The sequence below is a fragment of the uncultured Phascolarctobacterium sp. genome (assembly GCF_902463975.1).
Taxonomy (GTDB): Bacteria; Bacillota; Negativicutes; order Acidaminococcales; family Acidaminococcaceae; genus Phascolarctobacterium_A.
Window position 1 is genome coordinate 1 of the sequence record NZ_CABQHJ010000047.1, and the last position, 12378, is coordinate 12378.

12 protein-coding genes are annotated in these 12378 nt (G+C 48.3%); 11 read left to right on the plus strand and 1 reads right to left on the minus strand.

Annotated elements, in window-relative coordinates; genetic code table 11:
- From RDW05_RS11175 to RDW05_RS11220, 11 genes are all read left to right on the plus strand, one after another.
- Positions 1 to 1690, plus strand: a 1690-nt coding sequence (locus tag RDW05_RS11175; protein WP_307979103.1) for a helicase-related protein, incomplete at its 5' end; no start/stop codon positions are given.
- An 18-nt stretch (positions 1691 to 1708) separates the two neighbouring features.
- Complete coding sequence (locus RDW05_RS11180) at positions 1709 to 2824, plus strand: hypothetical protein (RefSeq protein ID WP_307979104.1); 1116 nt, start codon at positions 1709 to 1711, stop codon at positions 2822 to 2824.
- 185 nt (positions 2825 to 3009) lie between these two features.
- A complete protein-coding gene (locus tag RDW05_RS11700) occupies positions 3010 to 3069 on the plus strand; it encodes a putative holin-like toxin (RefSeq protein WP_366938777.1) in 60 nt (19 codons plus the stop codon).
- A gap of 347 nt (positions 3070 to 3416) precedes the next feature.
- Positions 3417 to 4700 carry a DUF512 domain-containing protein gene (locus tag RDW05_RS11185; RefSeq protein ID WP_307979105.1) on the plus strand — a complete coding sequence of 428 codons (1284 nt, stop codon included), beginning with the start codon at positions 3417 to 3419 and terminating at the stop codon, positions 4698 to 4700.
- A gap of 9 nt (positions 4701 to 4709) precedes the next feature.
- On the plus strand, positions 4710 to 5219 hold the full coding sequence (locus tag RDW05_RS11190) for a cob(I)yrinic acid a,c-diamide adenosyltransferase (RefSeq protein WP_303710434.1): 510 nt from the start codon (positions 4710 to 4712) through the stop codon (positions 5217 to 5219).
- A 286-nt stretch (positions 5220 to 5505) separates the two neighbouring features.
- Complete coding sequence (gene der / locus RDW05_RS11195; protein WP_021719958.1) at positions 5506 to 6834, plus strand: ribosome biogenesis GTPase Der; 1329 nt, start codon at positions 5506 to 5508, stop codon at positions 6832 to 6834.
- A gap of 21 nt (positions 6835 to 6855) precedes the next feature.
- Positions 6856 to 7485 (plus strand): glycerol-3-phosphate 1-O-acyltransferase PlsY, encoded by a 630-nt coding sequence (gene plsY / locus RDW05_RS11200; RefSeq protein ID WP_307979107.1) that lies wholly within the window; start codon positions 6856 to 6858, stop codon positions 7483 to 7485.
- Positions 7486 to 7639: 154 nt separating this feature from the next.
- Positions 7640 to 8932, plus strand: coding sequence for an SH3 domain-containing protein (locus RDW05_RS11205; protein ID WP_307979108.1), 1293 nt, complete (start codon positions 7640 to 7642; stop codon positions 8930 to 8932).
- A gap of 18 nt (positions 8933 to 8950) precedes the next feature.
- Entirely contained in the window at positions 8951 to 10435 is a 1485-nt protein-coding gene (locus RDW05_RS11210) for a leucyl aminopeptidase (protein ID WP_307979110.1), read from the plus strand.
- Positions 10435 to 11259 (plus strand): PHP domain-containing protein, encoded by an 825-nt coding sequence (locus RDW05_RS11215; protein ID WP_307979112.1) that lies wholly within the window; start codon positions 10435 to 10437, stop codon positions 11257 to 11259. Before RDW05_RS11210 ends, RDW05_RS11215 begins: the two co-directional genes overlap by 1 nt.
- A complete protein-coding gene (locus RDW05_RS11220) occupies positions 11250 to 12074 on the plus strand; it encodes an Asp23/Gls24 family envelope stress response protein (protein ID WP_307979114.1) in 825 nt (274 codons plus the stop codon). Before RDW05_RS11215 ends, RDW05_RS11220 begins: the two co-directional genes overlap by 10 nt.
- Before the next feature lie 84 nt (positions 12075 to 12158).
- On the opposite strand, the gene RDW05_RS11225 is transcribed toward RDW05_RS11220, so the two are convergent.
- A partial coding sequence (locus RDW05_RS11225; protein WP_307979116.1) for a hypothetical protein occupies positions 12159 to 12378 on the minus strand: 220 nt, incomplete at its 5' end.

The window sequence follows — 12378 nt, forward strand, 5'->3', positions numbered from 1 at the left end:
CATGGGCACTGTTTCGCTGCTGAAACTGTTTGAGCAGAAAATCATTTATGCCATTCCCTTGAGCAAACTGATTGCTGATGGTACTCTGGCTACGCCGATAAACTTAAAACGTGAAACGAATGTTGAAATTGAAACTTATATTGATAAAGATGAGCTGAAAAAAGTTTTGGCGAAAGGCGATTTGACGGAACAAGCTGTCAACAAGATTGCAAAGATTAACGAACGTAACGAAGTTATTATTAAGGAATACCTTGATAATAAAGAGAAATACGGCAAAACGATAATTTTCGCCTTGAACATTACGCACTGTGATGTTTTGGCAGATATGTTCGTCAAAAAGGGTGTAAAATGTGACCGCATTTATTCTGGCATGGACGACAGTGTGAAAGACGCAATTATTGAACGTTTCCGCCATAACAACCATAAGGATAAGGATGGCAATGATGACCATATCGACGTATTAATTAACGTCAACATTCTTAGCGAGGGCAGCGATATTCCTGATATTCATACAGTTTTTCTGACACGTCCGACGAACAGTGACGTTTTATTAATGCAGATGATTGGGCGCGGCATGCGTGGCGAGCAATGCGGTGGCACAAAAGAAGTGTACATCGTTGACTTCTGTGATAAGTGGGCAAGCTTTACACGTTGGCTCAACCCTTCGTTTCTGCTGGAAGGCGAAGAAGGCGGAATACCGGGAGACACCAAGAAAGAGCCGAAGAAAAAGAACAAATTGGAAGAAATTCCTGTGTCCAGCATTATCGACGCGATGCGTGCCATTTCTTACGGCGATTTGGGCTTCAAGGTGCACGCCGCTGTGCTGCCTGTGGGTTGGTACAATGTTTATGATAAAAATGACATGCCTGAGAAAGTGCTTGTTTTCGCCAACCAACAGGAAGGCTATGCAGCAATGAAGGCAGATACGCAGGCGCTTGTTGCAGCGGAAGAGCAGAACGGCAAACTGCTTTTGCAAAAATATTTCGATGGCTTCGGTGTGATGCCTACGCCTCAGGAATTGGAAGACATTGCAGAGCTGACGGCGACGGAGAAAGCTTTTCCAGAGTTTCAATCGTTCGACGAGCGTGACGACATCGACCCGTCAAAATTGGCGATGAAGTATCGCGAAGAAACGTCTTTGGCCAACATCTTCAAAATTCAGCAGGATATTCATGCAATTTATAATGCGCATAAGACGATCATTGACAGCTTGTATGGCAATGTGGAATCCTATCAACGACGTATTTTTGACTTCCTTCTGTATCCCACCGGCGTTACGCCGATGGGCTCTAGTATTGAAGAAGCAGAAACAGAGTTTGCCTTGCTTAGCGCAGATCCTTTCGCTGAACCGCTGGAAATTTTGCTTGATGAAGTTTTGGCAGAACAAAAAGACAACTTGGGCGACGACTTCAAGCGCCCGACGATTGGCTGGACTAAGAAGGCTTATAAGACGTATTTTGCACAATATATTTATCTTGGCGATAATATCAAAATGAATTGCGGCCTTAATTCTGCCAGCGTGCCGCGTGAAGTACTAAAGTACCTTATTTATCACGAGTGCCTGCATCAGCTGATTCATTCTCACGGACCGAAATTCCGTGAATTGGAACGTAGATTCCCTAATTTCAACGAGCTGGATAATTACTTGGATTATCAGTTCCCAACATTCGTTAAAGAAGAAAGCAGATAATTTGGGAGAGATATAAAGATGGCAAAAGTAGTTTTTTGTAATATAGCATGGATGAAACTTTATAGTGGCATTACTGACAACGACCAACCGAAGAATGGCGGTGCATTTGTCAAAGAAAATAATGATGCTTGTGAAAGTTTCAATTTCTATCCGTATAACCATTACTGCCTTGGGTATGTGCGTGCACCAGGGGAGAGGTTGAATCTGGCGCGTGTAGAGGATGTGCCAGATGATGTAGATAAAATTGATGACGTTACAGTTATCTGGGTAGCGACTAATGATACAGGACGGCATATCGTTGGCTGGTACGAACACGCCGAGATGTATCGTTACTATCAGTATTTTGAAGATAGCATTGTAGAAAATCATACATGTTGGCAATATAATTTTAAAACCAGAGAAGAAAATGCGCATATTATTCCCGAAGAGCTGCGTAATTTTAGGGTTCTTTCGGCATCAAAAGCAGGCGCAGGCTTGGGCATGGGACAGTCGAACCTTTGGTATGCAGACTCTGCAATCACGAAAGAAAAATTTGTGCCGAAGGTTTTGGAGTATCTGGAGAAAATACGTCCGCAGACAATACAACAATATTGGCGTAAAGAATTTGTTGAAAAAATCGCTGATATTCAAGGAAAAAGTGTAGAAGAATTAAATGAATTGGCAGCTAACGAAACGAATCCAGGTAAATTATTTGCCATTGATAATTTGATAATTTCCATGAATCCGCCTGATATGTTTGAAGCAAGATTTCATCGTGCTGCTGATTTGGAGCTCTACCTTTTGTATGATGAAGCGATAGAAGAATATCAGCGTGCTTTAGCTTGTGTAACAGACGAAGATAAAGATAGCGACACATATCTTACATGTTTGTTTAATCTGCAACGTTTACTGGAATTTACTGGCAAATATTTCTTGGGTTGGGAAATGGCACAAAGATGCCTGGCAGAGTCAAAGACTATTGAAGATAAATTTATCGCGATTGAATCAATGCTTATCATGGCAAGCCGTGAAGGAAATACTGAACTGGTAGAAAAAGCTCTTGGCTACTATGCTGATTTAAAAACAGATTACGCCAAAGATACCGTCCAAGATTATAAAAATTGGCTCAAAGAGCAGAAGAAAAATAAGAAATAAAGCTTTTAGTAAAATATTTTGGCCAATAAAAAACACACAGCGCAAACTTCACAGTTTGTTCGTTGTGTGTTTTGGTTTTACATGATAAAATATTGTGTAAGACAACCGAGCTAGAGGGTGGGGCATTGCCGAAATTCTTCGGAATGGAGGTGATGTCTATGGTATATTTCAGTTTTCAGGATTTAATGTCCTTTGGAATTTTTATCGTAGCATTGCTGACGTTCATTTTTCAGAATCGAAAGTAAAAGCATACGGACATAGAAAAACCGCCCCTATACTTTGACGAGAACAGGGCGGCTTTTCCGTAACCTTAATCGGCAACCCACCTGGTTGGGCGGTTGTCTTATCACTTATAATATAACATAAAGCCATACTTTGTGCAAGTTGCGCTTTGTGAACTTTTGAAGACTGTCGCTAATGAGCGCAGTATTTATATAAACCGGAAGAGTTTTGCTTATCTTTTTTATAGCAATATTATTTTGGGGGACAGCATCAGTGCGTCCCCTTTTTGCATTCTTTAAGCTAATATGATATAATAATTTGACGACTAATCTTTTCACGGTTGATTATCTGCATTTTTTAAGGAGTTGTAATGGTAGGACTTATTAGTGGTGTACGCAAGAACAGTTTGGCAGCGGACGCAGGCATCAAGGCCGGCGAAAAGCTGTGCAGCGTAGACGGCGTACAGGTTAAGGATATAATTGAATTGAGCTTCTATACCTCCGATTACGAGGTTGATCTGGAGATAGAGGCCACCGATGGCACACGCCGTCAGGTACATATAGAAAAATATCCGGATGAGGATCTTGGCCTGGAGTTTGATTCCGCAGTTTTTGACAGAGTTGCGACTTGCTACAATAACTGTGTTTTCTGCTTTGTTGACCAGATGATTCCCGGTATGCGTCCGGGTCTGTATGTGCGTGATGACGATTACCGTCTGTCCTTCTTATATGGTAACTTCATTACACTCACCAATATGAAGGATGAAGATTTTGAACGTATTATCCGCACGCATCTGACGCCGCTGTATGTTTCGGTACATGCTACCGACCCGCAGGTGCGCTGCCAGATGATGCACAACCGTTTTGCCGGTCAGCTGATGGAGCGCTTGCAGCTTTTGTTCGATGCGGGCATTCAGGTGCATACACAGATTGTCTGCTGTCCCGGTTATAATGACGGCGAGATTCTTGCCAAGAGCTTCAACGATTTGTACGCGCAGTATCCCAATGTGCTGACGATGGCGGTTGTTCCCGTAGGTACTACTAAGCACCGCGAGCACCTGACGCAGCTTGCTACCTTTACGAAGGAGCAGGCCGCAGAGGTTGTGGAGCAGGTGACCGCATGGCAGGAGCGCTGCCGTAAGGAAACAGGCAAGACGTTTATCTACTTGGGCGATGAATTTTATCTGCTGGCGGAAAAGCCTTTTCCTCCTACCGAATGGTACGACGGCTTCCCGCAGCTGGAAAACGGCATCGGCCTTACTGCCAACTTTATGCTGGAGTGGGACGAGGCGTTGGCGCAGATGCAGAGCTTTCATCCTGCAGAGCCTGCGGTGATTCCCGTGGGTGAGGGCGCTTACCGTGTACTAAAGCCCTTGATGGCCAAGCTGAACAGCCAGTTCGGTTCGGAGCACCGCTTTGTACCTGTGCCTAACAGCTTTTTCGGCGGCAAGGTCAATGTCACCGGTCTTTTGACGGGTAGCGATATCCTTGCGAACGTGCAGGATAAGAAGATTATTCTGCCGGATGTGGTTTTGAATAACGATAAGCTGTTTTTGGATGATATGTCGCTGGCGCAGTTCAAGGAGCGATACCCGGGCAAGGTGGAAATTGCCAAGGGTGCGAAGGAGCTGCTGCATTTATTATTGGAAAGATAGGTGAAGCGTATGCTGCAGGTTTATACAGGTACAGGCAAGGGCAAGACTACTGCCGCTTTGGGCGTGGCGCTGCGTGCCTCTGGTTATGGCATGAAGACGCTGATGCTTTCATTTTTGAAGGATGATCCAGAGTATGGCGAGGCGCGGGCTGCAAAGAATCTACCCTGGTTTACGCTGCGGCAGGTGGGACGCGACGCCTTTGTTAATTTCCGTAATCCCGATCCTATTGATTTAAAGATGTGCCGTGACGGTTGGGAAGAGGCGAAAGAAGCTATCAGCTCGCACGCTGCGGACATTATTATCCTCGATGAGCTGAATATTGTGCTTGCTACCCAAATGCTGCCGACTCAGGAGGTTGTTGATTTTTTGCGTGAGCATAAAAATAACGTTGAGGTTATTACTACTGGTAGAGGTGCACCGGAAGAGCTTATTAAAATTGCCGACCTTGTTACTGATATGAGCGAGGTTAAGCATTACTTCCATAAGGGAGTTGGCTCGCGCAACGGCATCGACCATTGAGGTGTGCGTTATACCACTCCATCTGCGTTACCCCCTTTAGTCGCTGACGCGACAGTCGCCCCAGGTCGCCCTCTCTTGCCCTTCGGGCAATTCACCTTGTCCCCCAAGGGGGAACCAAGAACATACTAATGAAGGCTAATTGAAAGCTATTAGTCTTGCCTGCCCCTCGGGGAAGGTGCCGAGCGCAGCGAGGCGGAAGGGGGATTCCCCATAAATATACAAAAAATTTTACATTTCTATGATAGACACATACTAAAAAATTTATTATGATGAAGGAGATTTGATTATGGCTAAACCAATAGTTGCTATAGTTGGACGTCCGAACGTAGGCAAATCTACTCTTTTTAATATTTTTGCCAACAGCAGGATTTCCATTGTTGAGGATACACCGGGCGTTACCCGCGACCGTCTGTATGCTACCGCCGAATGGCTGGACCACGAGTTTATGATGGTTGATACCGGCGGTATCGAAATCATGAATGCTGATGCTATTGCTGTTTCTATCCGTCAGCAGGCACAGATTGCGATTAAGGAGGCGGACGTTATTCTGTTCGTCTGCGATGCGCGCGCAGGCATTACTACCGAGGATGCTGACGTTGCCCGTCTGCTGCGTCAGTCCAAGAAGCCGATTGTTCTGGCTGTCAATAAGGCGGATTCTCCGAAGCAGGAGATGAATACCTTTGAATTCTATAATCTGGGTATCGGTGATCCGATTGCTGTTTCCGCGTCCAACCATTTGGGCCTGGGCGATTTGCTGGATGCCGTTGTTGCCAAGTTCCCGTCCGATAAGATGGCAGGCGACCTGGAGGAAGAGGACGAAATCAAGGTTGCCCTGATCGGCCGTCCTAACGTGGGCAAGTCCTCTATTTTCAACGCACTGGTAGGCGAGGAGCGTTCTATCGTAAGTGATGTTGCAGGCACTACCCGTGATGCGATTGATACTCCGGTAGTACGCAACGGTCAGAAGTACCTGTTCATTGATACCGCAGGCATGCGCCGCAAGGCTAAGGTTGACGAACCGATTGAAAAATACAGCGTTATGCGTTCTCTGCGTGCGGTTGACCGCAGTGACGTTGTGCTGATGGTTTTTGATGCTGTCGAAGGTGTTACCGAACAGGATAAACGTATCGTCGGCTATGCTCATGAGGCAGGCAAGGCTGTTATTCTGGTTGTCAACAAGTGGGATTTGTACGAGAAGGACAATTCCTCCACTCTGCGTTATACCGAAACTCTGCGCAAGGAGCTTGTTTTCCTGCAGTATGCGCCGGTAGTTTTCGTTTCTGCCGTTACCAAGCAGCGTATTCACCGTCTGCCGGAGGTTATCTCCTATGTTGCCGAGCAGAATGCTATGCGTATCGCTACCAGTATTCTCAACCAGGTTATCGAGGACGCTGTGGCTATCAATCCGCCGCCGACCGAAAAGGGCAAACGTCTTAAGATTCTTTACGTTACACAGGTCAAAATCAAACCGCCAACCTTTGTTATCTTTGTTAACGAACCGGAAATCATGCATTTCTCCTATCAGCGTTATCTGGAGAACAAACTGCGTGAGGCCTTTGGCTTTGAAGGCACACCGATTCAGATGATTATCCGTGGTAAGAACGAGGATGAATAAATAAAAGTCAGGTGATTTGTTATGTTCAATGAGGTGGGTATATTACATTTTCTGCTGGGCTTCGTGCTCGGTCATGTCTGCGGCTCTGTTCCCAGCGGCTTATGGTTGGTGCAGGCCTTTCATGGTATTGATATCCGTAATTACGGCAGCAAAAATATCGGTACAACGAACGTTTTCCGTACCGTCGGTCCCAAGACTGCGGTGCTGGTGCTGATTGCCGATGCCTTCAAGGGTATTCTCGCGGTTGGTATTATGAGTTATTTTTTCCACAATCCGCTGCTGGATGTGGTTACGGCTTTGGGTGCGCTTTTGGGACACAATTATTCGATCTTTCTGGGCTTTAAGGGTGGCAAGGGCGTTGCGACCGCACTGGGCCTGTTGATTTTTATGATGCCTAAGGTTGCTGTGGCTAGCTTCGGTATCTGGCTGGTGTGCGTGCTGCTGACGCGTTATGTATCGCTTGGCTCCATTATGGCTGCTGTCTTTACGCCGCCGCTGGCGTGGTATCTGGGTTATCCCTCTGCTTATGTGATTTTCTCGGTGGTTGCCGCTTTCTTTGTAGTTTTGCGCCACAAGGAAAATATCCATCGCCTGCTCACAGGCACCGAAAGCAAAATCAAACCGGGCAATGCCAAGGATCTGCAGAAATAAAATATCGCTTCTACGCTGATGTAGGCCAATGCTTACATCAGCTTTTTTCATATACTAAAGCAGGATTTTTGTTCTGCCTAAAGAATATAATAATATTACAAGTATTTTAGGTTACTTGCAGTAAAATATATGCTGCAAGAAGGGAGGAACGAAATTGCGATTAGCAAAGCTTTTATATACAGCTGCTGTTGTTTGCGGACTGCTGCTGCCTTTGGGTGCTTCGGCGGCAGGCATTACCAATTATCCGCCGCTGGTGAACCCGTCGCACTGGACGGAGCAGAACAAGAGCGGTGATACGGTTATTCTGGATGCGAAAGGTGTGGCATCCTTCAACGCCAAGGTGCGCGCTGCTTCCCGCAGTATGCCTGACCTGGCAAATTATCCTGCGACGATGAGCGGTGATGCGCTTAAAACGAGGATTATGGATTATTCCATCCTTGACGATGACCTGTATCTGCATGGCAACAAGGTGAGCGAAAACTATAAGAACATCCTGCGTAAGCAAAGCAATATTGCCGCTATTCCCAAAAGCGTGGCTGTGCAATACGCAGTGACGGTGCGCCGTACCGCTGTGCGCGCGCTGCCTACGGGCGAAGGCCTGTATTATTACGCGGGCGACAGGGATTTTGACGCGCTGCAGGAAACTATGCTGGACCCCGGCGAGCCTGTGGCTGTGCTGCACACCAGTGCCAATGGTTATTTTTACTACGTGCAGGCAGTAAATTACAGCGGTTGGGTGAGCAAGTATAATGTAGCCATGACCGACAAGAACACCTGGAACAGCTTTGTAAAGCCGCAGAAGTTTCTTGTTGTTACCGATGCGGAATATAACCTGAAAACGGACGGTGAGCAGGTGCTTTATCAGCAGGGTGCACGCCTGCCGGTTGATAGTGTGCAGAGCAATACCTATACAGTAATTGCGCCGGTGCGCACTAAAACAGGCCACCTTCAGAAGCAGAAGCTGCTGGTGCCAAAGGCTGCCTCTGCCGTGCATTATGGTTATCTGCCATATACCAGCAATAATCTGCTGAATTCCGCCTTCAAATTTTATGGCAAGCCGTATGGCTGGGGCGGTTTGAAAAACAGCGTGGACTGCTCAAGCCTAGTGTTCAATGCTTACCGCACTGTAGGCATTGTGCTGCCGCGTAATGCCGACCAGCAGGAGTTGACCGCAGGCACGAAGAAAAAGCTGAGCGGCACTGCCCAGGAGCGCGCTGCTGTCATCAGCAAGCTGATGCCCGGTGCAGCACTTTATATGGACGGCCATTGCCTGATGTATATCGGCAATATCGACAAGACACCTTATACCATTCATGCGCTGGGTTCTTATTTCCCCAAAGGCCGGAGAATCCGCGAGATGAAGGTGCTGGTGAGCGATTTGACGCTGCAGCGTTCCAGCGGCAATATGATGCTTAACGAATTGCAGACAGCGATAGAATATAAATAATGTTAGGAGATTTTAAGAATGTTAAACCAATTTCAATGCATTGCAGCGGAGTTCAACGCTGCAGCTTATAATGATGCAGATAGTATAGTACTGTTTCTGTGTAAGGAATGTGCGGCAGCTATCGACAAGCTGGAGCTGCCGGAGGCAGCAGCCAAGGTAGCAATGGCGTACACCACGCAGCACGATGATATTTATGACGCAGGCAACGTAACCACACTGGTGCTGCCGCAGGGTGAAGGTTTGCTGACACTGCTTTTGGCAGGCTGCGGCGAGGGCAAGGACTGCAAGCCGAACAATTTCCGTAAGGCTGCCGGCGCTGCTGCCCGCGCTTTGCACAAGGCTAAGGCGCAAAAGGCTGTACTGGCAGCGCCCATCCTGCTGAACGAAGCACGCAGCAAAAACCTGCAGGCGCTCGTCGAAGGCCTCTACCTCGGCGCGTACACCTTCAACAGCTTCAAGAGCGAAGCAAAGCAGGCACCGCTGTGTGAGGCTACAGTGCTGAGCGCTGTGCCGGAGGTGGCGGAAATCATTAACGCTGCGGAAATCTCTGCGGAAGGAGTGTGCTTTGCGCGCGATTTAGTGAATAACCCAGGTAACGTGGTAACACCGCAGACCATGGAAGCAGATGCACTGAAGCTGGGACAGGAGCTGCCGCTGGAAATCACTATTCTGGACGAGGCAGCCATGCAGGACAGAGGCATGAACGCACTGCTGGCAGTAGGTCAGGGCAGTGTTAATCCCTCGCGTTTGATTGCCCTGCGCTATAATGGCAACGGTGATGCGCCCTATACAGCCTTTGTAGGCAAGGGCATTACCTTTGACAGCGGCGGTATTTCCATTAAGCCTGACGATAACATGGGCGAGATGAAAGACGACATGACGGGTGCAGGCGCTGTGCTTGGCGCTATGCGTGCCATCGCACGTTTAGGCCTGAAATGCAACGTTATCGGCGTACTGGCCTGCGCAGAAAATATGCCTGACGGCAAGGCGCAGCGCCCCGGCGACATCGTGCGTGCAGCCAACGGTAAGACCATCGAGGTTGTTTCCACCGATGCGGAAGGACGCATGGTGCTGGCGGACGCAGTCTGGTATGCCTGCCAAACGGGTGCCAAGAAGGTTATTGATATAGCAACGCTCACCGGTGCGGTAATCATCGCGTTGGGCAACGAAACCAGCGGTATTGTGGCGAATAATGACGAGCTGGTAGAGCAGATTAAGCTGGCAGGTCGCATGGCCGGTGAAAACTACTGGCAGCTGCCTTCCCTGCCTGAATGCAAGGAAGCCATCAAGAGCGACGTTGCGGACCTGCTCAACAGCGCAGGACGTGCCGGAGGCTGCATCACCGGTGGCCTGTTCATCGGTGAGTTCGTTGATAAAGATATCCCGTGGGCGCATCTTGATATCGGCGGCACCTCCACCGCAACTAAGACCGATGGCTTCAAGGTTAAAGGCGGTACTGCCTTTGGCACTATGACGCTGATTAAGCTCGCAGGTATGCTGTAATGGCAGCGCAGCTTGTAGATTTACATTTGCACAGCACCTTCAGCGACGGACGCTACACGCCAACGATGCTGGTGGACGAGGCTGTAGCTAAAGGCATTGGCGTAATTGCCATCACCGACCATGATTCGTGGAACGGTATGGCGGAAGCACGCGAGGCGGCGAAACATTATAATGGTCGCATCCGCGTTATCACCGGCGTAGAGCTGGGAACGCAGTACGAGGATGATGCCGTGCATATTTTAGGCTATCACGTTTCTATGGACTGTGAAGCGTTGCATAAGAAGATGGATGAAATGCGCCATGCGCGCGAGCATCGTTTATATGCCATGCTGGAAAAGCTGGAAAAATTAGGCTACCATGTGGAGGTGGATGCCTGCGACCCCAAGAACAGGGCAGTGGGCCGTCCGCATGTGGCCAAGGCATTGGTAGCCAAGGGCTATTTTGCTACCGTGCAGGAGGTTTTCGACGCACTGCTGCACCGCGGCGGACCGGCGTATGTGCCGCAGCCTAAGCTTTCCCCGCAGGAGGCAGTGACGCTGATTCACGAGGCAGGCGGCATCGCTGTGTTGGCACATCCCTCGGAGCTGGTGGATAAAACGCTGCCCGAACGCTTGCTTGCCGCAGAACCGTTTGACGGCATCGAGGTGTGGCACCCCAGCGCGGATGCGCAGGCGCAAAGCCATTGGCTGGCGCTGGCCAAGCAGCGTGGACTGCTGGTGAGCGGTGGCAGTGACTTTCACGGAATCCCTGACCGCTTCCCCACAAAGCTGGGAATCTGGCAGGTGCAATATGATGATGTTAAGGGTGTAATAGAATGGAAGTAGTTGCTTTTGTAGGACCTAGCGGTACAGGCAAGAGCCACCATGCCATCGGCGTGGCCTTTGATAACCGCTGTGATGCTATTATTGACGACGGCCTGCTGATTAAGGGTACTAAAATCCTGGCAGGCATCTCCGCCAAGAACGAAGACAACAGAATACAGGCCGTTAAGCGTGCCATCTTCACAGATGAAGGGCACGCGCAGGCAGTACGTAAGGCGCTGGCAACCAGTAACATTCATCGTCTGCTGATTATTGCTACCTCCGACAATATGATCAACAAAATTATCGGCAGACTGCAGTTGGATAAGCCAGTCAAGACTGTGTATATCAATCAGATTGCCAGCAAGGCCGAAATCAAGAAGGCCCGTCATGCACGTCTGCAGGAGGGCAAGCATATCGTGCCGGTGCCAACGGTGGAGCTGAAGCCGCATTTTACAGGCTATTTTGCGGATTTGCCGTACAATCTTTTTTCCAGCAAGCGTAAGCAGGAGAAGGACGCGGACCGTTCTATCGTACGTCCATCGTTCAGCTTTTACGGCAAGCTGCTGATTTCCGACAGTGCGTTGGAGGATATTATCCAGATCATCGGGCGCAAGTTGGAGGGCGTGGAGCGCGTGACATCGATTAAGGTGCGCCGCCGCAGTGACAACAGCAAAGGTATTGTCATCAGCGTGGAGGTTGTGCTGTATTACGGCGTTAAGCTTTTTGCTGTTACCAAGCAGTTCCAGGCGAAGATTAAGGAAAAGGTTGAGTATATGACAGCCATGAAGGTGAATAACGTGAATGTTTCCATCCGCAGCCTGGCTGTGAAGAAGTGAAGAGAGGTGTCGCATGCTTTACCCTCGCAGGGTTTCCTGCGGGGGATTTTGTTTTTTTGATACTTTGGTTTAATTCAACTTCTTTCATAACTGAAAGAAGTTGGAAGAAAGGTTCGCGCTTTTTGTAAAGCGCGGCAAAACAAAAACTTTTTCAGGAGAAAAAGTTTTACCAAAAAGCTCTCTTAATCGGGTCGCTTTGCTGTTACTAGCGCTTGTTCGTAATTCTTTTAAATGTTCTTTTTTCACGGTATTGACTACATGAAGAAAAACAATATTATCGTTTCCAAAGAAGAAAAGAAAAAAA

Excerpts from the sequence above, each read along its gene's own strand:
- RDW05_RS11180 (WP_307979104.1), top strand. The coding sequence starts at position 1,709 with ATGGCAAAAGTAGTTTTTTGTAATATAGCATGGATGAAACTTTATAGT.
- RDW05_RS11185 (WP_307979105.1), top strand. The coding sequence starts at position 3,417 with ATGGTAGGACTTATTAGTGGTGTACGCAAGAACAGTTTGGCAGCGGAC.
- RDW05_RS11190 (WP_303710434.1), top strand. The coding sequence starts at position 4,710 with ATGCTGCAGGTTTATACAGGTACAGGCAAGGGCAAGACTACTGCCGCT.
- der (WP_021719958.1), top strand. The coding sequence starts at position 5,506 with ATGGCTAAACCAATAGTTGCTATAGTTGGACGTCCGAACGTAGGCAAA.
- plsY (WP_307979107.1), top strand. The coding sequence starts at position 6,856 with ATGTTCAATGAGGTGGGTATATTACATTTTCTGCTGGGCTTCGTGCTC.
- RDW05_RS11210 (WP_307979110.1), top strand. The coding sequence starts at position 8,951 with ATGTTAAACCAATTTCAATGCATTGCAGCGGAGTTCAACGCTGCAGCT.
- RDW05_RS11215 (WP_307979112.1), top strand. The coding sequence starts at position 10,435 with ATGGCAGCGCAGCTTGTAGATTTACATTTGCACAGCACCTTCAGCGAC.
- RDW05_RS11220 (WP_307979114.1), top strand. The coding sequence starts at position 11,250 with ATGGAAGTAGTTGCTTTTGTAGGACCTAGCGGTACAGGCAAGAGCCAC.